The sequence below is a fragment of the Chryseobacterium sp. FG46 genome, assembly GCF_057809135.1.
This window is the reverse complement of record NZ_JBMDJJ010000028.1, coordinates 28,149-49,016: the sequence shown is the minus strand read 5'-3', so window position 1 is coordinate 49,016 and position 20,868 is coordinate 28,149. Positions and strand designations below refer to the sequence as shown.

General features: G+C 35.5%; 20 protein-coding genes. 13 read left to right on the top strand and 7 right to left on the bottom strand.

What is annotated here, in order from left to right; all coding sequences use genetic code 11:
- Nucleotides 1–77 precede the first annotated feature (77 nt).
- On the top strand, nucleotides 78–566 hold the full coding sequence (locus tag ACODR7_RS17825) for a YdeI/OmpD-associated family protein (protein WP_488841128.1): 489 nt from the start codon (nucleotides 78–80) through the stop codon (nucleotides 564–566).
- 177 nt (nucleotides 567–743) lie between these two features.
- Here the strand turns inward: ACODR7_RS17825 and ACODR7_RS17820 are convergent, their stop codons facing one another.
- A complete protein-coding gene (locus ACODR7_RS17820) occupies nucleotides 744–1,280 on the bottom strand; it encodes a tetratricopeptide repeat protein (protein WP_488841126.1) in 537 nt (178 codons plus the stop codon).
- Between the two features lie 196 nt (nucleotides 1,281–1,476).
- Here ACODR7_RS17820 and pepE point away from each other — a divergent pair, with 196 nt between their 5' ends.
- From pepE to ACODR7_RS17800, 4 genes are all read left to right on the top strand, one after another.
- Nucleotides 1,477–2,169 (top strand): dipeptidase PepE, encoded by a 693-nt coding sequence (pepE, locus tag ACODR7_RS17815; protein ID WP_488841124.1) that lies wholly within the window; start codon nucleotides 1,477–1,479, stop codon nucleotides 2,167–2,169.
- Nucleotides 2,169–3,020: a hypothetical protein gene (locus tag ACODR7_RS17810; protein ID WP_488841122.1), complete on the top strand. Its 852-nt coding sequence runs from the start codon at nucleotides 2,169–2,171 to the stop codon at nucleotides 3,018–3,020. The genes pepE and ACODR7_RS17810 overlap by 1 nt, the downstream gene beginning before the upstream one ends.
- Nucleotides 3,021–3,118: 98 nt before the next feature.
- Nucleotides 3,119–4,492, top strand: coding sequence for a D-alanyl-D-alanine carboxypeptidase/D-alanyl-D-alanine endopeptidase (gene dacB / locus ACODR7_RS17805; RefSeq protein WP_488841120.1), 1,374 nt, complete (start codon nucleotides 3,119–3,121; stop codon nucleotides 4,490–4,492).
- A 7-nt stretch (nucleotides 4,493–4,499) separates the two neighbouring features.
- A complete protein-coding gene (locus ACODR7_RS17800; RefSeq protein ID WP_276967887.1) occupies nucleotides 4,500–5,675 on the top strand; it encodes a sensor histidine kinase in 1,176 nt (391 codons plus the stop codon).
- A gap of 146 nt (nucleotides 5,676–5,821) precedes the next feature.
- On the opposite strand, the gene ACODR7_RS17795 is transcribed toward ACODR7_RS17800, so the two are convergent.
- From ACODR7_RS17795 to ACODR7_RS17775, 5 genes are all read right to left on the bottom strand, one after another.
- A complete protein-coding gene (locus ACODR7_RS17795) occupies nucleotides 5,822–7,678 on the bottom strand; it encodes a M61 family metallopeptidase (protein ID WP_488841118.1) in 1,857 nt (618 codons plus the stop codon).
- Between the two features lie 132 nt (nucleotides 7,679–7,810).
- A complete protein-coding gene (locus ACODR7_RS17790) occupies nucleotides 7,811–9,442 on the bottom strand; it encodes a M1 family metallopeptidase (protein WP_488841116.1) in 1,632 nt (543 codons plus the stop codon).
- Between the two features lie 139 nt (nucleotides 9,443–9,581).
- Nucleotides 9,582–10,409 (bottom strand): twin-arginine translocase subunit TatC, encoded by an 828-nt coding sequence (tatC, locus tag ACODR7_RS17785; RefSeq protein ID WP_488841114.1) that lies wholly within the window; start codon nucleotides 10,407–10,409, stop codon nucleotides 9,582–9,584.
- 68 nt (nucleotides 10,410–10,477) lie between these two features.
- On the bottom strand, nucleotides 10,478–11,002 hold the full coding sequence (locus ACODR7_RS17780) for a hypothetical protein (RefSeq protein WP_488841112.1): 525 nt from the start codon (nucleotides 11,000–11,002) through the stop codon (nucleotides 10,478–10,480).
- Between the two features lie 69 nt (nucleotides 11,003–11,071).
- Nucleotides 11,072–12,031: a KpsF/GutQ family sugar-phosphate isomerase gene (locus tag ACODR7_RS17775; RefSeq protein ID WP_488841110.1), complete on the bottom strand. Its 960-nt coding sequence runs from the start codon at nucleotides 12,029–12,031 to the stop codon at nucleotides 11,072–11,074.
- Nucleotides 12,032–12,189: 158 nt separating this feature from the next.
- On the opposite strand from ACODR7_RS17775, the gene recQ reads away from it, so the two are divergent.
- From recQ to ACODR7_RS17740, 7 genes are all read left to right on the top strand, one after another.
- The gene (gene recQ / locus ACODR7_RS17770; RefSeq protein ID WP_488841108.1) at nucleotides 12,190–14,394 is read left to right on the top strand and encodes a DNA helicase RecQ; all 2,205 of its coding nucleotides are present in this window, start codon (nucleotides 12,190–12,192) and stop codon (nucleotides 14,392–14,394) included.
- Between the two features lie 202 nt (nucleotides 14,395–14,596).
- Complete coding sequence (locus ACODR7_RS17765) at nucleotides 14,597–15,682, top strand: glycosyltransferase (RefSeq protein WP_488841106.1); 1,086 nt, start codon at nucleotides 14,597–14,599, stop codon at nucleotides 15,680–15,682.
- A gap of 76 nt (nucleotides 15,683–15,758) precedes the next feature.
- Nucleotides 15,759–16,109 (top strand): hypothetical protein, encoded by a 351-nt coding sequence (locus ACODR7_RS17760; protein ID WP_488841104.1) that lies wholly within the window; start codon nucleotides 15,759–15,761, stop codon nucleotides 16,107–16,109.
- A gap of 58 nt (nucleotides 16,110–16,167) precedes the next feature.
- The gene (locus ACODR7_RS17755; RefSeq protein WP_488841102.1) at nucleotides 16,168–16,494 is read left to right on the top strand and encodes a hypothetical protein; all 327 of its coding nucleotides are present in this window, start codon (nucleotides 16,168–16,170) and stop codon (nucleotides 16,492–16,494) included.
- Nucleotides 16,495–16,613: 119 nt separating this feature from the next.
- Entirely contained in the window at nucleotides 16,614–18,017 is a 1,404-nt protein-coding gene (gene lpdA / locus ACODR7_RS17750; protein WP_488841100.1) for a dihydrolipoyl dehydrogenase, read from the top strand.
- A 104-nt stretch (nucleotides 18,018–18,121) separates the two neighbouring features.
- Nucleotides 18,122–18,988 (top strand): proline and serine-rich protein 1 family protein, encoded by an 867-nt coding sequence (locus ACODR7_RS17745; RefSeq protein WP_488841099.1) that lies wholly within the window; start codon nucleotides 18,122–18,124, stop codon nucleotides 18,986–18,988.
- A gap of 194 nt (nucleotides 18,989–19,182) precedes the next feature.
- Nucleotides 19,183–20,007, top strand: a complete 825-nt coding sequence (locus ACODR7_RS17740) for a CvfB family protein (protein WP_488841097.1) — start codon at nucleotides 19,183–19,185, stop codon at nucleotides 20,005–20,007.
- Between the two features lie 32 nt (nucleotides 20,008–20,039).
- On the opposite strand, the gene ACODR7_RS17735 is transcribed toward ACODR7_RS17740, so the two are convergent.
- The gene (locus ACODR7_RS17735; RefSeq protein WP_465091071.1) at nucleotides 20,040–20,417 is read right to left on the bottom strand and encodes a helix-turn-helix domain-containing protein; all 378 of its coding nucleotides are present in this window, start codon (nucleotides 20,415–20,417) and stop codon (nucleotides 20,040–20,042) included.
- Between the two features lie 182 nt (nucleotides 20,418–20,599).
- Between ACODR7_RS17735 and ACODR7_RS17730 the strand changes: the two genes are divergently transcribed.
- Nucleotides 20,600–20,845, top strand: a complete 246-nt coding sequence (locus tag ACODR7_RS17730) for a hypothetical protein (protein ID WP_465091072.1) — start codon at nucleotides 20,600–20,602, stop codon at nucleotides 20,843–20,845.
- Nucleotides 20,846–20,868 lie beyond the last annotated feature (23 nt).

Here is a 20,868-nt window from a genome sequence, read left to right as displayed (position 1 = left end):
TCTAGCTTCTAGCTTCTAGCTTCTAGCTTCTAGCTTCTAGCTTCTAGCTTCTAGCCAGCCAACTTAAATTACCATCCATGAAAAACAACAGTTTCACCGCCACATTGGAAATCATCGGAATTAATCCTTTTGTATTTGTTCCGGAAGAAATACTGGACACGATTTTTGAAAAATCAGGGAGAAATAAAAGTCCCATTGCTGTAAAAGGAATGGTGAATGGAAAAGAATTTAAGCAAAACCTTATGAAATATCTGGGGGAATGGAGGCTGTATGTGAATCTGACCATGCTGAAAAATTCTCCAAAAAGAATTGGAGAAGTCATCGAAATTGTGTTGGAATACGACGATTCTGATCGAAGTATTCCCATTCATCCTCAATTAGAAAAGGCAATCAAAGAAAGTGCTCTGGCAACAGAAAATTTCGAAAATCTGATTCCATCAAGAAGAAATGAGCTGATCCGATATATCAATAATTTAAAAACAGAAGCCAGTATTCAGAGAAATATCGAGAAAATCATCAGGCATTTACATGGTGAAACAGATTTTTTTGGAAAGATGATTGAATAGGATAGCCAAAAATTAAAGGTCAGAGTTTTAAAAACGCAAAGATTAAATTGAATATTGATAATTATTAAGCAAGAGAAGAAAGTGACAAAGATTGGAGTATGTACTGGATCTCTGCGTTAAATTTAAGTTAGACATAATAAAAAATGCCGGAAAAAACTTTCCGGCATTTCGTTTTTACTAAGAATTTAATGCTTTGCTAAGCTTTACAGCATCCTGGTTGGTAGGATCATACTGTATAGATTTTGCAATATGTTCTTTTGCTTTATTAGGATCAGTTTGCTGCTCTGTAAAGGCAAGATAGAAATATGCGTATGCCAGATTCTTCTTATTTTGCTCTACTTCTTCAGGCTTTACTGTTGCAATATACTTTTCATAAGCAATTTTTGCATTGGCATCATCTTTTGCAGACTGATAGGAATAAGCCTGGCTGTAATAAGCCGGAGCCCAGTCCGGTAATAAAACTGATATTTTTTTCCAGGTATCAATAGCGTTTGGCCAGTCTGAAGCCTCCTGGTAAGCATTAGCCAGTTTTGCTAATGATTCTGCATCCTTTGGATTGGCCGCGATCTGTTTTTTAAGATCTTCGATAGTTGGATTAGTTGTTTGACTCGTTGTCGCCGATGTTTCAGGCTGAGTCGTTTGTGCATTTACAAAACTTACACTGCCTGCTAGTATTAAACCTAAAAATAGACTTCTACTATTAATTTTACTCATTTTCATAATCTTATATTTTAAATTCATAATCTAAAATTCAATAATAATTCCACAAAACCGTAAAATTTAGAGGCTTTAAGTTTTTTTAGAAAATATTAACGGGAAACAGAATTTTTTTAGTTTAATTTTTGATTCGTTCATCTTTGAAGCTATCTTTGTGATTCATTTTTATTATTAATACCGATAATTTCATCATATGAACATTATATTAGCTTCAACCTCCACACTTTTTGGTGGAGAATATCTGGAATATTTAAGAGAAGAATTAATCCAACTCTATAAAGGAATCGACGAAATTGTGTTTATCCCTTTCGCTAGACCAGGTGGAATTTCTCATGATGACTATACGGCAAAAGCACGTTCTTTCTTTGAAACCATTCATATAAAAGTGAAGGGACTTCATGAATTCGAAGATAAAAAAGAAGCCATTCATCAGGCAAAAGGTTTCTTTACCGGAGGCGGAAATACTTTTTTATTGGTTAAAACATTACATGAAGAAGGGCTGATGTCTGTACTGAAAGAAAATGTATCAAAAGGAAAAGCATATCTCGGATGCAGCGCAGGAAGCAATATCGGAGGCCAGAATATGAAGACAACGAACGATATGCCGATTGTATATCCGCCAAGTTTCGACTGTATGGGATTAGTTCCTTTCAATATCAACCCACATTATCTTGACCCTAATCCGGACTTAAAACATAATGGAGAAACAAGAGAAACCCGTATCCAGGAATTCCTTACCCAGAATGATATCAAAGTAGTTGGTCTCAGAGAAGGAAACTGGATCAGAAGAACCGGAGATTCAATAACCGTTGAAGGAAGTGAGCTGACAAGGATTTTTGAAAAAGGAAAAGAGCCATACGAAATAGAAGCAGGAAGCAGCCTTTAATGAACAAAGAAGAAATCAATCTTTTCATAGAACGTAATCTCACTAATTTTTCAGTGAACAGCACCGGATGGGATGAACTGATCCGGAACTTGCTGCATGAATTTGCCGTTGCAGGATGGAATATGAATCATCGTGTCTTTGGAAAAGAAAAGTTGGGTGAATTGAGATGTTACACCTATTCCGAAGATGAAATTCTCAATGGCAAACTTAAAAAAATCAAAGATAAATATTCAGAACTTTCTGTCAAGACCTGTGAGATTTGTGGAGAAGAAGGTAAAATGAGAACAATCGGCGCATGGCAGACCACATTATGCCTGAATCATTTTCTGGAACAGCAGCCCGTTATTGAAATTGATGACAAACAGAATATCACGAGAAACAATAAGACCGTTCTGAATATTAAAAATATTACCAGCGCTGAGGTTGAATATGACCTTCAGAGATTACAGCTGTATAACAGGGAAGAAGAAGGAGTTTATTTTTCATGGCAGGAACCCAATTATTATCTGCTTTTAAAAACAATACCTATTTCACTTTTTCCGAAAGAAAATCAGCATGAGATATTAGCATTGTTTCAAAACTTACAGGATTGTGAAATATGTGGTCATAAAGCTATATATCAAAGAAGCTGTCTGCGCTGTCATCATGAACCCTGGAATGATTCCGGGTATTTTATTGAAGATTACGGAGAAAAATCAAACTATATAAAAGAATGTCAGATGGATATTTTTATAGATGAAGATGATTATGAGAAATATTTCAAACATGACCGTTCATTTGAAAAATCTCCTTACCATCAGGTTCTTTTCAATTCCGATGATCTCAGGGAGTATGAAAAGCTTTTATTTTAACTATATTTGATTTAGAATTTAAATCAATGAAAAGAGGGTCAGATACTATCAGGAATATGTATTTGAAACTTAATCATTTTGACTCAAACAACAATGCAATGAAAAAGACACTTGCTGTTCTCGTACTTTCTGTACAGATGGTAGCTGCGCAGAATATGGCCCAAAAATTAGATAAGGTAACAAAGGATCTGATGGATTCTTCGGGAGCAGTATCTTCCAGTTTATCTTTTTATGTTTCCGATGAAAATGGCAATTTTATATACGAGTATCAGGGAAATAAAGGACTTTCCACTGCTTCTACACAGAAGATTTTCACGGCAGGCGCAGCATTGGAAACATTAGGAAAAAACTATACTTTCACAACCACTTCAAGCTATTCCGGAAATATCTCCGGAGGAACGCTGAACGGAAATCTTTTCATCAGCTCCAACGGCGATCCTACATTAGGAAGCTGGAGATATGATGCCTATAAACCTGAAAATTTTAAAAAGAAGCTGATTGAGGCAATTAAAAACTCAGGGATAAGAAAAATATCAGGAGATCTTGTTATTGATGATTCATATTTTGATCACCAGACCATTCCGGGAGGCTGGCCGTGGGATGATCTTGGAAATTATTATGGTGCAGGTGTATGGGGAATCAACTGGAAAGAAAACCAGTTTGATATCAATATTAACGGAACTGATTTTAAAAGCTTTTCTTATCCGCTGGAAGGTGTGAAGTGGCTCAATGACCTTAAAGCAGGAGGAAGCTCAGATCAAAGTCTGATTTTTACAGCTCCTCATTCTGATGTCGCGCTGATTAACGGCATGCTTCCGGCAGGAAAAACGGTGACGGTTTCCGGTTCTACGCCTAATCCGCCACTCCAGCTGGCCACAGAAGTAAAACAATGGCTGAAAGAATCCGGGATTGAACTTTCAGGAAAAGCAGTAACGAATTCTCAGCTCGAAATAGAAGGAAAGCAGCCTTTAGCAGCTCCGAAAAATAATATTCTCCTGACTTATCAGTCTCCGACTTTAGATAAAATTGTCTACTGGTTTTTAAGAAAAAGTATCAATCTGTATGGAGAAACATTGATTAAAACTTTAGGAAAGGAAAAGAAAGGAAATTCAAGCTTTAAAAGCGGGGTTGCTTATCTGAAAGAATTCTGGAAATCAAAAGGAATCAATCCTAATATGATCAATTTTGCAGATGGAAGCGGACTTTCTCCACAAAATTATGTGGCTGCAAAAGCAGAAGTACAGGCGCTTTTATATGCAAAAAAACAATCATGGTTTGAAGCGTATTATGACGGATTTCCGGTTCAGGATAATGGGATGAAGATGAAAAGCGGAACGATGAGAGATACCAAATCTTTTGCAGGATATCACACCGCGAAAGATGGAAAAAAATATGTATTTTCAATTATCATCAACAACTATCAGGGAAGTGGAAATACTGAGCTGCAGAAAATCCTGAATGTTTTAAAATAAAAAACCTTTGAGAAAATCCATACTCACCAGACTGAATAACTGGATCATTTTTGTTGTCATGACTACTTTGGTTATTGCCATTGTAGTGGCCTCAACATCGCTTATTAATTTTCTCAGAAAAGAGGAGATTAAAAGGATCAGCCTTCTTTCCAAAGCCATAAGGATACAGCAGGAAGTGAAAACTCCGGATACAGATGTTCTGGATTTGCTGCCGGATATTCTGAATATCAACAATACCATTCCCTTCATTGTAACAGATAAATATAAAAACCCGATTCTTGACCTCGGATACTACAGAAATATTCCTGAAAGCACAATTAAGAATCCTGAAAAACTGCAGAGTCTGATCCGGAATATGGAGAAAAATTATGATCCTATTGAGATCAAAGTGCCGGATGGAAACAATCAGTTTGTGTATTACGATAACTCGCGTCTGCTTAATAATCTCCGGTATTCTCCCTATATTTTAGGTTTGTTTATTCTGTTGTATTTCGGTTTTTCTTTCTGGTTTTTCAGAACCATCAAAAAGACGGATGAAGGCTATCTTTGGGCTGGATTGGCTAAAGAAACCGCCCATCAGATCGGAACTCCTTTATCTTCTATGATAGGATGGATGGAAATCATGAAGCTTGATAATCCTGAATCAGAAGGAGTACATGAGATAGAAAAAGATATTGAAAGGCTTAGAACTATTTCTGAAAGATTTTCAAAAATAGGTTCTGTTCCAGAGCTGAACGATAGAAATTTCAATGAAACCATACAGGAGAATTATGATTATTTAAAAACAAGAATCTCCAGAAAAATCAATTTTACCCTCAATCTACCTACATATACCGTTCTGGTTCCCCACAATAAAATCCTGATGAGCTGGGTGATCGAAAATCTGGTGAAAAATGCTGTGGATGCCATGAAAGGAGAAGGAGCTATCACCATGTCTGTCTTTGAAAGGAATAAAAATATTCTCATCGAAGTAAAGGACAACGGAAGCGGAATGACCAAACAGCAGGCAAGAAATGCTTTTAATCCAGGGTATTCTACCAAAAAAAGGGGCTGGGGATTAGGGCTTTCACTGGCAAGAAGAGTTATTCATGAATATCATAATGGAGATATCAAGATTTCTCAGACTGAAGTAGGAAAGGGAAGTACTTTTAGAATAACAATCAGAAAGGAGGAAATTCTTTAACTGCAAATTTCTTTTACAAATAAGAAACCTAACAGGTTTTTAAAACCTGTTAGGTTTGAATGTTAAGCCAAGATTTGAATATTAAACCGAATATAAAGATCACTTGAGAAAATAAAAAGCGGGGAAACTTTTCCCCGCTTTTCTCTTTATTTTTTACCAGTAAGCCACTGTGTCTGTAGTTTCAGTTCTTCCGGAGTTGGATTTGCCTTGAATGCAGGTATTTCCATAGTCATTTTATCCAGGATTGCTTTTCCTTTCAATGTCATTTTCTCTTTTTTACCGGCGTTGTCTCTTAGAATGGTTACCGTAACTTCCTGTCCGTCCTTGATGGTTCTGGTATATCCGATAAAATCCTGTACCTTTTTGATATCTACCGTTCTTCCATCTAAAGCAAGTACCTGATCTGTGATTTTAAATCCGATACTTTTTGCAAATGGAGACAATGCAGAATGTTCATCAAAAGCAAAGGCATTGGTCTTTTCATCAAAACCTGTCTGGTTCGGATCTTTGATAAACCAGAACAGAGGCTGGCTTTCCTGCTTTTTAATATCCACACCTACCATGTTCAGGTATTGTGCATAAGGTGTTGGCTGGTTTCCTGCAATATATTTGTTGTAGAATTCTTTTACCTGAGGATATCCGGTTACCGTTACCAATTCGTCAATCAGTTTATTATCTTTGAAAGGTTTGTTTTCACCAAATCTCTGAGACAGCTTTCTGATCATATCACGATATCCCATTTCTCCGTTGGACAATTTTCTAAGCTCAATATCAAGACACATCGCAAGAAGAGCTCCTTTCTCATATACATTTCTGTACTGGTCTTTATAAGGCTCTACCAATACATTTTTACTCATTACCGTAAATGGCATCGTATCATCATAGCTCTTGGAGTTCGCAATCTTCTCTCCGATTCTTTCAAGGAACTGATCTTTATTGATCAAACCTTCCTGAATCTGGAAAAGATTGGCGAAATATTCCGTTCCTCCTTCATACATCCATAAGTGTTGAGACATTTTCGGATCTGCATAATCGAAATAGTGAATTTCTTCTGAGTGGGTTTTCAGAGGGTTTACTGTATGGAAAAATTCGTGGGAAACCACATCTGTAATGGTCTTGTCAATAGCATCTTTCGGCATTCCTTCAGGAAGAACCACACTTGTAGATTCATGGTGTTCCAAAGCTCCGAAACCTTTTATTTGAGGTCCGTCACCACCGGAAAGATAAAGCATGATGGCGTACTTCTTATTGGTGTTCATATCCCCAAGGAATTTCTTCTGGGCAACCACCATTTTTTCAAGATTTTCTTTGAAATCTGCTGCTTTATATTTTCCTGTCGGAGAATATACACCCAGTACAAGATCCATTCCTCCGGCATTGAAGGTAATATAATCCGGCTTTGTATACATTAACGGAGAATCTGTTACCTTCGCATAGTTGGCAAGAGTATAGGTATCTGTAGATTCAGATTTATCCTGATCTACCAGTGCTGTAGTTCCGTAGAAATCAGTTGGTTTCTGAACGACAAGCTGATAAGGAACATCCTGCATGTTCTCGATATATCCGATAAATCCGTGGGTATTGATCATATATACTTTTCCTTCTTCAATATCAGTTCCTGAAGGAGAAAATACAGCTTTATGCTTTGATGTATCCAATTCATCATCGAAACTGTCATTCACAAGATAGGAGATTTTGGAAAGACCCTGCGCATTTTTCAACGAATAGGTATTATCATTTACTTTAGTATAAGTAAGTTCTTTTCCTTTATTATCGTAAAATTTGATTCCTTCGATGAATCTTCCATAGTCGTCTACAGAATACGTACCCGGAACTGTTTTTGGAAAATGAAATTTAATATCTCCGGATTTCATTTTCGGAAATTCCATGGTAACGGCTACTTTATCATCTTTTACATTGACAAGGTCAATAGTGGTTTTTATAGACTGAGCATTTGCTAAAAAAGCAGCAAAAATACCAAGGCTAAGTACTGTTTTTCTCATTAGGTGTAAATTAATAGTTAAATAGTTGCTTTTTTTCTGAATTTGTTACGAAGAAAGTATTAAACTTTTCTTAAAATTTTAAAGGTAAAAAGAGAAAGGCAAATCTGCTGGTATGCAAATCTGCCTTTTTCTTTATTTAATATTTTTATAATTAATATAATAGTTGGGATCAAGCTCAACCGGAGTGCTCTTTTTAAGCTTTACAGTCTGCCATTCTTCCGTTGGATTTATGGTTTGATCACCATTGATGATGATAGGTAATTTCAGTTTTTTTACCACATCGGTATACCGGAACTTTAAAGTGTCACCATCCTGAGCATACTCAAAAGTTGGAATTTTTATTGTTCTCAGGTACTGATCAAAGACCGTTGAAAAATCGATTCCTGATTTTGAGGAGATATAATTTTCTACCTGTTGTGTGGTAACCGTCTGATGATAAAAATCTTTATTCAAACCTCTTAAAATCTGTCTGAATTTTTCATCATTATGGATGATGTGTCTTATGGTATGAATCATGTTGGCACCTTTCGGGTACATGTCTCCACTGCCTTCGTTTCTTACGCCGTACTTGCCAATAATAGGAACATCATTGCCTATCCCTTGCCTGATCCCCTGAACATAGATGTCCGCAGATTTTTTGTCCATATATTTTTCCGTGAAAAGAGTCTCGGAATAGTTGGTGAAACTTTCATGGATCCACATGTCAGCCTGGTCTTTTGCTGTGATATTATTGGCGAACCATTCGTGGCCGCTTTCATGAATAATAATGAAATCCCAGTTTAATCCCACTCCTGTACCTGAAAGGTCTCTTCCAAGATAGCCGTTCTGATATTTGTTTCCATAGGCTACATTACTCTGATGTTCCATACCAAGGTGAGGAGACTCTACCAGTTTGTATGAATCTTCATAAAATGGGTACGGACCAAACCAGTATTCAAATGCTGAGAGCATAGGTTTTACCTGTTGAAACTGTTTTTTTGCCTTGTCCAGATTATAGTCAATTACCCAGTAATCCAGGTCCAGTTTTCCTTTTTCACCGTCAAATGTATCTTTGAAATTTACATATTTTCCTATACTTGGGATAATGGAGTAGGCATTGATAGGATTTTTAACCTCCCAGGTATAGGTCGTTTTACTGCCGGTAGTTTTTTTGTCAGTGAGTCTGCCATTACCCACACCTACCAGATCATTAGGAGTTATAATTTTCATGATGATTCCGTTGTCAGGTTCATCACTCCAGATATCTTTGGTAGGAAGCCATATGGAAGCTCCTATGCCTTCGTCAGCAGCAGTCATCCATGGATTTCCTTTCTCATCTTTAGTGAAAACCCATCCGCCATCCCAGGGAGCTCTTTTAGCAATGGTAGGCTTTCCGGAATAAATGACGTTAATCGTATATTTTTCTCCTTTTTTGAATTTTTTATTCGTAGTAATGAAAATAAAGTCTCCATCCTGCTTATAATTGGAAATGGGAAAATTTCCTTCTACTTTATCTGCTTTCATGGGCTGCTGAAGATCAATCTGGAAAACAGGATTGATAACATCTTTAATAATCTCAAAGCTGATTTTATTATTTCCTTTGATACTTTTCTGTTCAAAATCCGGTTCTACGGAAAGGTCATATTTCTTGACATCCCAGAAATTTCTGAATTCAGTATTGGAACCCTTTAAAGTATCCTGTTTGGTGAAAACCTTATCCTTCTCAAAGAACTGTCCGAAAACCAGCCCTGATGCAAATAAGAGTGTATATGACAATTTTTTCATTTGAACTTTTATTAAATCTTTTCAAAAGTATAAAATTAAATTAATAGCCACATGCCGGAAATCAAATTAAATACAGATTTTAAGAAGTCCTAAAAAAAGCCCGGTCATTGCCGGGCTTTGATATAATAAAAAAAATCTGTTATTTCTGTACTGCAGGAAGATTTCCGTTGCTCTTCTGTACTTTTTTATAAGTGAATGCACACATCATAATACTGAACTCATATAAAATAAGCAGCGGGAATGCAGCCATCAGCATACTTAAAACATCTGCCGGAGTAATAATTGCAGCTACTACCATAATCAAAACAATAGCATGACGGCGGTAAGTCTTCATAAATGTAGGAGTAAGAATTCCGATGCTGGTAAGGAAGTAGATCAGAATCGGGAAAAGGAAAATAACACCCATACCCAAAACCACCTGTAAAAATAAAGTGGTATAATCACTTAAATCATAAAGCGGAACGATAATATCTGAGATCTTAAAAATAACCCCGAAATTAACCGCAAACGGAAGGATTAGGAAATAACCGCATAATACTCCGGTCATGAAAAGAATCCATACCGCATTAATAATATAAATAGAATTTTTTCTCTCTCTCGGATGTAAAGCGGGACCAATAAAACGCCACAGTTCCCATACGATATATGGAAATGCAGCTACCATTCCTCCAAAAATTGAAACAGCCATCATTACATTGAACTGCTGATACAATCTTTGTACACGAACAGGGAAATCCTTTGGAAGATGAATACTGTCTTCTCCTAAAATCATTCTTGAAAAATGATTAACAACTCTGAAAGTCGGGAAATCATTTCTGGTAGGCCCAAAAAAGATATGGTCCATAATCCAGTTGATATTAAAACCAACCACAAATGCCGCAATTATGATAGCAATAATCGAACGGATCAGATGCCCTCTTAATTCTCCTATATGCCCAAGAAAGGACATGTCTTTACCATCACTCACAGAATAAAAATTTTTAAAGTGCAAACTTATGAAATATTTAGTTAAATGACCGTTGTTGGATTCTAAAATTATCGGGGGACATATAAAGCAAAATCAAAATCCCTTTCTTTAATATTCATTTCTGTTAAAATGTCTTCTGCTGCTGCGTTGATTTTTTTCCACCTTTCATCATTACTAAGGTCTATTGATTCGAAATACCATTCTTCTTCATCCACTTCATCAGTAATCTTTTTAAAATCTGCTATTTTCAGTCTCAGCGATTCGCTGATGAAATTATTTCTGAATAATGATTCTATTTCTTCCCTGTCTGAAAATATACGTAAATCATCTCCGATATCTGTCAGAGACAGACAGTCTGCAACAGAATTGAATTTTTTATCATTATAAGTACAGAAGATCAGACATCGTATGACACCGTTAAAATAGTCTTGGCATTTTTGATCATAGTACAGATTTCTATCATAATGAAAATATTCAGGACTATGATCAGATTCCGACGGCGTATGATACACTCTATTCCTTTGTGAATCCTGGTAGTCAAGATATTTTTTCAAAAATATAGGAAATAGAATCAGTAAATAAAGAATAATCATAATACCTTAAAAATATTTAATTAAAATGCTGATCCGAAGGTATAATGTCTGAAATGTATTATTTAAAGTCTAGTTAATCCCTTCGTCTAACAGTTTATGCAGATCGATAATTCCGAAATACTTTCCGTTTTCCGTTACAACAAGCTGGCCGATATTATTTTCTTTCAGAATTTTCATGGCTTCTTTAGCCAGAGCTTCTTTTTCAATCGTTCTCGGACGGGCAGACATAATATCTTTAGCAGATACCGTACTGATATCTTCTCCTTTCATCAGCATCCTTCTTAAATCTCCATCTGTAATAACGCCAATAATCTCGTCTCCATTGGTGACCACTGTAATTCCATGACTTGAGGCACTGATGGAAATAATGACATCTCTTATTGAAGAATCTTCCGTAACCTGAGGTTTTTGGGAAGATAAAAACTGTTCCACTCTGGAAGTCAGATTTTTTCCTAAGCTTCCTCCGGGATGGAATTTGGCAAAATCATTAGCTTTGAAATCATTCAGCTCCATTAAAGCAACAGCCAAAGCATCTCCCAACGCCATTTGTATCGTTGTAGAACTTGTGGGGGCCAGTTTATTCGGGCAGGCTTCGATGTCAACATGAGTATCAAGAATCACTTCTGAAAATTCAGCCAGTTTACTGGCTTTATTTCCGGTCATTCCAATTAAGGCAGAAGAATAATCCTTTAAATAAGGAACCAGATTGGCAATTTCAGGAGAATTTCCGGAATTCGAGATGCACAGAACCACATCCTGCTTCTGAATCACTCCAAGATCACCATGAATAGCTTCCGAAGCATGTAAAAACTGAGAAGGTGTACCCGTAGAATTTAAGGTAGCTACGATTTTGTTACCCACATGGGCAGATTTTCCAATTCCTACTACAATGAGCTTCCCTTTTGCCGAGTGAATGATCTCTACAGCATGGGCAAACTGGCCATCAATTCTGTTTTTTAATTTTTCTAGTTCAGAAATTTCTATTTCTAAAGTGCTTTTGGCAATTGATATAATATTGGTTCTATCCATTTTACGATGATAAGGTATACAAAAAAGTTCCTAAAAAACGTTATATTTTAAAAAGAATATTTAATATAAATTTTATTTTTTATAAATTCGTTCGCTTTTATTTTAAGCAGAATTTTTATAACTTTGGGTGACATGCAAATTTAGCAATAGAAAATTAGATGAGCGCAAAAAAAGCCAATTTATCAGGCGAATTGAAAAAGTATTTTGGGTTTTCTACATTTAAGGGCCAGCAGGAACAAATTATAGATAACCTATTGAATGGGAAGGATATATTTGTTTTAATGCCTACAGGTGGCGGAAAATCATTATGTTACCAGCTTCCGGCTCTTATTTCGGAAGGAACGGCAATAGTAGTTTCTCCCCTGATAGCGTTGATGAAAAATCAGGTAGATGCTGTAAACGGCCTTTCATCGGATGATGGGGTAGCACATGTACTGAATTCATCATTAAATAAAACACAGACCAAACAGGTTTTTGACGACATAAAAAGCGGCAAAACCAAACTTCTGTATGTAGCTCCTGAATCATTAATTAAAGATGATTACCTGGATTTTTTGAAAGAAGTGAAAATTTCTTTCTTTGCTATCGACGAGGCCCACTGTATTTCAGAGTGGGGACATGATTTCAGACCGGAATACAGGAATCTGAAACAGATTATAGACAAAATCGCCAATGTACCGGTGATTGCTTTAACGGCTACTGCAACTCCTAAGGTTCAGGATGATATCCAGAAAACTTTAGGAATGACCAATGCATTGGTGTTTAAAGAAAGTTTCAACCGTCCTAATCTCTATTATGAAGTATGTCCTAAAATTAATGTAGATAAGGAAATCGTTAAATTTATCAATCAGCATAAAGGGAAATCAGGGATTGTTTACTGCCTGAGCCGTAGAAAAGTGGAAGAATTTGCCCAGCTTCTGCAGGTAAACGGGATCAACGCTCTTCCTTATCATGCCGGTCTTGACCAAAAAGTGAGAGTCGCGAATCAGGATAAATTCCTGATGGAAGAAGTAGATGTAATTGTGGCAACTATTGCCTTTGGGATGGGAATTGATAAACCGGATGTACGTTTTGTTATTCATTATGACTTCCCGAAATCACTGGAAAGCTACTATCAGGAAACAGGAAGAGCAGGAAGAGACGGAGGCGAAGGTCACTGTCTGGCATTCTACGATCCGAAAGACATTGAAAAACTGGAGAAATTCCTGGCTCAAAAACCTGTTTCAGAAAGAGAAATCGGATTACAGCTTTTGAATGAAGTGGTAGGATATGCTGAAACTTCAATGAGCAGAAGACAATACATTCTATACTATTTTGGAGAAAGTTTCGATCCGGTGAACGGAAACGGAGCAAAGATGTGTGACAACTCATCCAATCCGCCAAAATTGAAGGATGCAACGGCTGATTTAAAAAAGTCTTTGGAACTGATTAATGATACAGGGGAAAAATTCAAGTCAAAAGATCTGATATCCGTCATTGTAGGAAAAGAAAATGCAGTGACAAAATCCTATAAACTTGAGCAAAGCTCGCATTTTGGTTTTGGAAAAGACGAAAAAGATAACTACTGGAAAACCATTTTGAGACAGGCCACTGTTCAGAATTTTTTACAAAAAGATATTGAAACCTACGGTGTTTTAAAAATTACAGAAAAAGGGAAAAGTGTCCTGAGTGGTAAATCTAAAGACATTTTTTTAATTGCTGAAGACAGAGAATTTGATCTTACTCAGGCCAAAGCTGAGAGCGATCAGGTACAGCAGCAGGCAGGAGGAGGTCTGGATCAGAACCTTTTTAACCTGTTGAAAGAACTGAGAAAGAAAGTCGCCAAAAAACACGGAATTCCACCATACACCGTATTTATGGATCCAAGTTTGGAGGATATGACCGTTCAGTATCCGATTACGGTAGATGAAATTACCAAAATCTACGGTGTTGGGGAAGGAAAGGCGAAAAAATACGGTAAAGAATTCGCAGACTACATCAAAACATACGTAGAAGATAACAATATCGAACGTACTCAGGATATGGTATTGAAGCAGGTGGCCAATAAATCAAGCCATAAAGTTTTTATCATTCAGAGTACCGATAAAAAAATTGATCTTGAAGATATAGCAAGAGCCAAAAACCTTTCTATGGATGAACTTTTGAAAGAGATGGAAAGGATCGTTTACCAGGGAACAAAGCTGAATATCGACTACTATATTGAAGATAATTTTGATGAAGACATCGTAGACGGCTTCATGGAATTCATGAACGAATCTGAAAGTGACAGCATGAAAGTATTGCTGGATGAATTCGGGGATGAATTGTCTGATGAAGAAGTGAGAATGTTGAGAATAAAATTTATCAGTGACGTAGCCAACTAAGATAACAATATATTTTTAGAATATAATAATATAAGTAAGTTTTTCAGTAGAAGAACTTACTTTATTTTTATGGCATATCAACTGAATAGTAAATAATAGTCAAATTAAAGCTAAGTTAATTTCTGTTAATTACCATCAAAACCGCTATCTTCATCCTTGCAACATTTGAAAGATAACTAAACTTTTTAGTAACTTTGATAAGATGAAAAAGATATCTGTCATATTTATTTTGCCGGATTTAGAAACCGGGGGTGCAGAAAGGATTGTTACTACTATAGCGAATCATCTTTCCAGAGATCGGTTTGAGCCTAAGATATTGCTGTTACGTAAACAAGGCGGATATTTGAATTTCCTGAAAAAAGATGTCGAAATTATCGATATCAATACCGAAAGAATCAGACATTCATTAAAACCTATTTTAGGAGAAATCTATAGAAGAAAACCTGATATTGTATTCTCCGGTTTTGGGGAAGTGAATGCTTATTTATCCTTATTTATAAAACTGTTTCCAAGAACAAAATTCATTGCAAGGGAAACCAATGTTGTTACACAGCATGTAACCCGCAAAGAAATTAAGTTTTTCTATAATTTTTACAATAATTATCAGAGAATCATTGCTCAAAGTGATGATATGATGAAGGATCTTGTTGATAATTTTAATATTAAAAAGAAAAAAATTGTCAAGATCAATAATCCTGTAGACTTTGATTTCATTGAAGATAAAATAGCTTTGTCCGTAAAACCCGAATGCTTCAAATACAATTATAAAAATGTAGTTGCAATTGGCAATTTATCTTCCAGAAAAGGATTTGATAACCTGCTGAAGGTTTTTTCAAGGCTTAAAAATGAAAACATCATGCTCCATATTTTAGGTGACGGAAAAGATAAAGACCTGCTCCTTCAGACCAAAGAACTCTTAGGATTAAAAAAAGTTATTTTCCATGGCAGACAGGAAAATCCCTATCAGTATCTGAAATATGCGGATTTATTTGTGCTTTCTTCACGATACGAAGGTTTTCCCAATGTTCTTCTTGAAGCAGGTGCCTGCGGAACTTATTCTTTAGCCAATAACTGCCCGGGAGGAATCAATGAGATTATTCAGCATAATGTAAACGGAGAAATTGCAGACATTGAGAACCATGACAGATTTGCCCAGGAGATTGTAAGAATACTTCAGAGCAATTATAATCGGGATGCTATAAAAAACTCTATTAAATCAAGGTTCTCAAAGAATATTATTCTTGATAAATATGAAAAGGTTTTACTGGATTTGATCAAACCTTCATAACCCCATTTGCTTTATAGGGTGTTAATTTCTTACTTTTGGAGCTATAAATTTTATCTGAAAACCAATTTTTTCATTCATGAATAAAATCCAAAAATTAGGATGCGCCTGTGAGAAACCGAACTCCAGCTATACAGAGTATAGAAGTTCGGAATTAGGAATTGATCATACCAACGGAAGATATGGAGAAGTAACGATTCAGCAATGCAAGTTGTGCCAAAGAATATGGATTCATTATTTTGTGGAATATGAAAGCTTTTCCCAATCAGGAAGATGGTACAAAGGAATTGTTTCGAAAAAAGACCGTCCACAAATAACCCCGGAAAATGCAGTGGATTATCTTGAAAGTCTTGAATGGTATGTGTATGGAGGTTCATTTTTTGAAAGTACAGGCGAATTTGGACAGGGAAAATTGAATGTAGATCTGTAATTTCTGGAAAATGAATATATAAAATAATTACTTTTACTAATTAATCCTATTTTTAACCATGAAGGACGAATTGAAGAGAGAAATATTTAATAAATACAATACCTATCTGGCTGAAAATTATAGCGAAAAATATATTTATCGATTAATACTTCAGGAAGGCTACAATCAACAAGATGTAGATGAAGTAATGAAAGGAATTCATACTGATAAACAGGAGATGTTAAAGAAAAAAAATAAATATCGTTCTGTTATCAGTATCATGTTATATATAGCAGGAGTTATCGTTATTTTTTCAGGAATAATGATGATGGTTTTGGGAGGAATCAAAATGGGAATGATTTTAATTTTTTTAGCGGTGATTATCTGGATAAAAGCCAATAGATAAAAGTTTTTTTAAAATCTAAAATTCAATAAAATTGATAAAACTCACTTTGGTGCTTGGTAATTTATATGTAAATTTGTGAGAATTAAGATAGATAATAATAAACAAATTCATACAATAACATGAGTCAATTCGATGTTACCGTAATAGGTTCTGGTCCCGGTGGTTATGTTGCTGCTATCCGTGCAGCACAATTAGGTTTCAAAACAGCAATTATTGAAAAATATTCAACTTTAGGCGGAACTTGTCTTAACGTTGGATGTATTCCGTCAAAAGCGCTTCTTGACAGCTCTGAGCATTTCGAAAATGCAAAACACAATTTTGCAGGTCACGGAATTATCATCAATGAGCCGCAAGCGGATATCGCAAGAATGATCGAGCGTAAAAACGAAGTAATTAAGCAGAATACAGACGGAATCAGCTATCTGATGAACAAAAATCAGATTACTGTTTTTGAAGGAGTAGGAAGCTTCGAATCTGCTACTCAGATTAAAGTGACAAAAAACGACGGTTCTTCTGAAACCATCGAATCTAAATATACCATCATTGCAACTGGTTCTAAACCCTCTACACTGCCTTTCATCTCTTTAGATAAAGAAAGAGTGATTACTTCTACGGAAGCTTTAAACCTTAAAGAAATTCCTAAACATCTGGTAGTAATCGGAGGTGGAGTTATCGGTCTTGAACTAGGTTCTGTATACCTGAGATTAGGAGCACAGGTAACTGTTGTTGAATTTATGGATAAAATCATCCCTGGAATGGATGGAGCTTTAAGCAAAGAATTGACTAAAGTTCTTAAAAAACAAGGAATGAAGTTTATGCTTTCTACTGCAGTTTCTGCGGTTGAAAGAAACGGAGATACCGTAAAGATCACGGCTAAAGATAAAAAAGGAGAAGAAGTAGTAGTAGAAGGAGATTACTGTTTGGTTTCTGTAGGTAGAAAACCTTACACAGACGGTCTTGGTCTTGAAAAAGCAGGTGTAGAACTTGACGAAAGAGGAAGAGTAAAAGTAAACGACCACTTACAGACCAATGTTGCTAATATCTATGCGATTGGTGACGTTATCAAAGGTGCGATGTTGGCTCACAAAGCTGAAGAAGAAGGAGTTTTCGTTGCTGAAACTTTAGCTGGACAAAAACCTCACATCAATTATAACCTGATTCCTGGTGTTGTTTATACATGGCCGGAAGTTGCAGGAGTGGGTAAAACTGAAGAGCAGCTGAAAGAAGAAGGTATAGCTTACAAAGTAGGCTCTTTCCCAATGAGAGCATTAGGAAGAAGCCGTGCAAGTGGTGATGTTGACGGTCTTGTTAAGATTATTGCAGACGAAAAAACTGACGAGGTTTTAGGAATGCACATCGTAGGAGCAAGAGCTGCTGACCTTATTGCTGAAGGAGTAATTGCTATGGAATTCCGTGCAAGTGCTGAAGATATTGCAAGAAGTTCTCACGCTCACCCAACCTATGCAGAAGCTATTAAAGAAGCTGCATTGGATGCTACAGCAAAAAGACCTATCCATATGTAATATTTGATTAATAAATTTAATTATTTAAATATAAAAAGGAGAAATCAATTCGGTTTCTCCTTTTTTTGGCATAATAATGGAGACGGTTTTTGAAAATTTCATGTATGAAAAAGATTTTTATCAGTGGTATGCTTTTGGCGGGAATCAGTTCATGGGCACAGAAAGCGGGAAAAGCAGGAGAATTATTAAAAAATGAGGCTTCCACTACAGAAATGAGAACCTCTAAAAGTCCGGATGAAAGAAATAAAACTTTTGATCAGCGGAGATCCGGAAATAATACAACTTCTAAGAGAAGAGGATATGAAAATATAATAGAAAAGCCTGATTATCAATGGAACAGGAACTATGGCTATGCAGAAGTTTTTCTGAGAATTCCTGAACAAGGCTTTTTTACCGTTGAAGTGGGAGACCAAATGATGGGAAACGGTTCCGGAAAATACAAGTTTTTTGATCTGCCATCAGGGAGAATTCCTATCTCCATATATGATAATGGATTTCTGATCTACAGAACCACACTGGTGCTTCGAAATAACAATAGAACAGTACTTGATTTTTTTACCAACGAAGGGTTATATCTCCTGGATTCTTATCCTGTACAAAATCAATATGGCTTTAATGACTGGAATGATGTATGGAATAATCCTTATGGCAACCAACCCGGAGATGGATACAATCACGGAAATGTAATGGATACTCATTCTTTTCGCCAGTTTTTTGATATGATGATGAGAAATGAGAAGTTTGATGATGGAAAAATTGCGATGATTAATCAGCAAATGCGTACTTCTATGTTTACTTCTGCACAAATAAGAGATCTGGTGAAAGCACTCAGTTTTGATAATAAGAAATTGGCACTCGCTAAATCGATGTTCCGTAACTGTGCAGACAAAAACCAATATTTCATGGTGTATGATGCTTTTGATTTTGAAAGCAGCAAACGTGAGCTGATGGATTATATTTCGAACTTATAATATTCAATAGAAACGGGCTTTAGATCATTTATTTTATACAGTCAATTCATTGGCTTCAGCCAAAACATATCTTTTAAAACACTACGTTTTTCATAGTTTCATAACTTTTTGTAAAGTCCTTAAAGCAATTATAATTATATAGACTAGGATCGCATCTTCAAATTTCCGTACCTTTGTCAGCTAATTTTATCATCATGCAACTCGGAAAAACTCAAACTTTAACAATTTCAGAAAAAATTAATTCAGGATGCATCCTTGTGGATGAATCCGGTGAAAAGGCTTTTCTGCCAAAAATCTTTATTCAGGATGAAAAAGAAATCGGTGAGGAGGTTGAAGTTTTTGTATATCAGGATGATGATAAATTGAAAGCTACTACCGAAATTCCATTGGCTGAAGTAGGTGAATTTGCGGTAATGAGCTGTGTACAAAGTCTTCCAAGCGGAGCTTTTATGGATTGGGGAATCATTAAAGATTTATTTATCCCTTACAAACAGCAGAAAACAAAAATCATCGAAGGAAAAAGATATCTGGTGTATATCTATGTAGACGAAGATATGGAATTGATCACCGGAACTACCAAGTTTAAGAGAAACCCTCAGTATGATGAGCTTCCATTCAAAAAAGGAGACAAAGTAGACCTGATTATGATGAATGAAAGTGAACTGGGCTGGAATGTGATCATCAACAAAGAATACATTGGTTTGATATATGCTTCCGATGTTTTCAAAAAGCTATATCCGCTATCAGAGGAAACAGGATATATCAAAACCATTCGTGAAGATGGAAAAATAGATATTTCTTTACAGCCGGAAGGTTTTGAAAATATTGATGAGTTCAAACAAAAGATTCTGAACAAACTGGAAGAAAATTATGGACTTCTCTATGTCTCAGATAAATCTTCACCTGAAGAGATTAAAGATGAGCTTCAGATGAGTAAGAAAAACTTCAAGAAAGCAATCGGAGGACTTTATAAAGATAAGATCATCGATATCTCAGACGACAAAATCAAATTATTATAAACAAAAAAACGAGCAGAAATTTCTGCCCGTTTTTAGTTTTTTTCTTTCAGAAATGAGATTTGTTCTTTTAGCATGACTATCTGGTCGTCTTTTGACTGGATTAGCTTGTCATATGTTTCTTTAATATCTTTAATAAGATCTTTATAATCATTATTGATAATTTCTACATAGCCGTTTCCTTCATTGGATTGATTATTAAATACATTTTTAGTATCTATATCCAAAAAATTGGATAAATCTTCGTCGAGAATTTCAGATATTTTCATCAGTCTTTCCACACTTAGTTTAGTTTCTCCGGTTTCTATTTTGCGATAAGCAGCAGGAGTGATGTCTAATTCATGAGCCATATTTTCATAAGTATAGCCCTTTTTATTCCTTTGTTGGGCTATTTTCTCTATAATTTTCTCCATTTCCATCGTTTATATTTATTTTCCTCAAAAGTATAATTTTTTTTACTAAAAGTATAAATATTTTTATTGAAAGTGTATCACTGTAGAAAGAAATATGTTTAGTTTAGTCTTCAGAAAAACACGAGTGCACAAATGTTTTTTTAGTGTAATAAAATTTATATTAAAATCTAAAAATCATTTTTATGAAAAAAATTCTATCAATAGCAGTTCTGCTATCGGGCATTTCATTAGGATTTGCAAAAGATGTAAAATTGGAGACAGAAAAGACTCCAAATGTTCAAACAATTAATACAACTAATTCTCTTGTTGAAAATGAGGAAATAGTTAATAAAAAAGTTAGTATAATAGGAACTTGGATACATGTTGAATTCTATTATGTGATTGGCGATGCTTTATATTATAATGATTATTGGATATGTGTTCCATAAAGTTTAATAAATAAGTAAATTAT

Bases quoted from the DNA above. Each gene is read 5' to 3' on its own strand.
- ACODR7_RS17825 (WP_488841128.1), top strand. From the start codon at position 78: ATGAAAAACAACAGTTTCACCGCCACATTGGAAATCATCGGAATTAAT.
- ACODR7_RS17820 (WP_488841126.1), bottom strand. From the start codon at position 1,280: ATGAGTAAAATTAATAGTAGAAGTCTATTTTTAGGTTTAATACTAGCA.
- pepE (WP_488841124.1), top strand. From the start codon at position 1,477: ATGAACATTATATTAGCTTCAACCTCCACACTTTTTGGTGGAGAATAT.
- ACODR7_RS17810 (WP_488841122.1), top strand. From the start codon at position 2,169: ATGAACAAAGAAGAAATCAATCTTTTCATAGAACGTAATCTCACTAAT.
- dacB (WP_488841120.1), top strand. From the start codon at position 3,119: ATGAAAAAGACACTTGCTGTTCTCGTACTTTCTGTACAGATGGTAGCT.
- ACODR7_RS17795 (WP_488841118.1), bottom strand. From the start codon at position 7,678: ATGAGAAAAACAGTACTTAGCCTTGGTATTTTTGCTGCTTTTTTAGCA.
- ACODR7_RS17790 (WP_488841116.1), bottom strand. From the start codon at position 9,442: ATGAAAAAATTGTCATATACACTCTTATTTGCATCAGGGCTGGTTTTC.
- ACODR7_RS17780 (WP_488841112.1), bottom strand. From the start codon at position 11,002: ATGATTATTCTTTATTTACTGATTCTATTTCCTATATTTTTGAAAAAA.
- ACODR7_RS17775 (WP_488841110.1), bottom strand. From the start codon at position 12,031: ATGGATAGAACCAATATTATATCAATTGCCAAAAGCACTTTAGAAATA.
- recQ (WP_488841108.1), top strand. From the start codon at position 12,190: ATGAGCGCAAAAAAAGCCAATTTATCAGGCGAATTGAAAAAGTATTTT.
- ACODR7_RS17765 (WP_488841106.1), top strand. From the start codon at position 14,597: ATGAAAAAGATATCTGTCATATTTATTTTGCCGGATTTAGAAACCGGG.
- ACODR7_RS17760 (WP_488841104.1), top strand. From the start codon at position 15,759: ATGAATAAAATCCAAAAATTAGGATGCGCCTGTGAGAAACCGAACTCC.
- ACODR7_RS17755 (WP_488841102.1), top strand. From the start codon at position 16,168: ATGAAGGACGAATTGAAGAGAGAAATATTTAATAAATACAATACCTAT.
- lpdA (WP_488841100.1), top strand. From the start codon at position 16,614: ATGAGTCAATTCGATGTTACCGTAATAGGTTCTGGTCCCGGTGGTTAT.
- ACODR7_RS17745 (WP_488841099.1), top strand. From the start codon at position 18,122: ATGAAAAAGATTTTTATCAGTGGTATGCTTTTGGCGGGAATCAGTTCA.
- ACODR7_RS17740 (WP_488841097.1), top strand. From the start codon at position 19,183: ATGCAACTCGGAAAAACTCAAACTTTAACAATTTCAGAAAAAATTAAT.
- ACODR7_RS17735 (WP_465091071.1), bottom strand. From the start codon at position 20,417: ATGGAGAAAATTATAGAGAAAATAGCCCAACAAAGGAATAAAAAGGGC.
- ACODR7_RS17730 (WP_465091072.1), top strand. From the start codon at position 20,600: ATGAAAAAAATTCTATCAATAGCAGTTCTGCTATCGGGCATTTCATTA.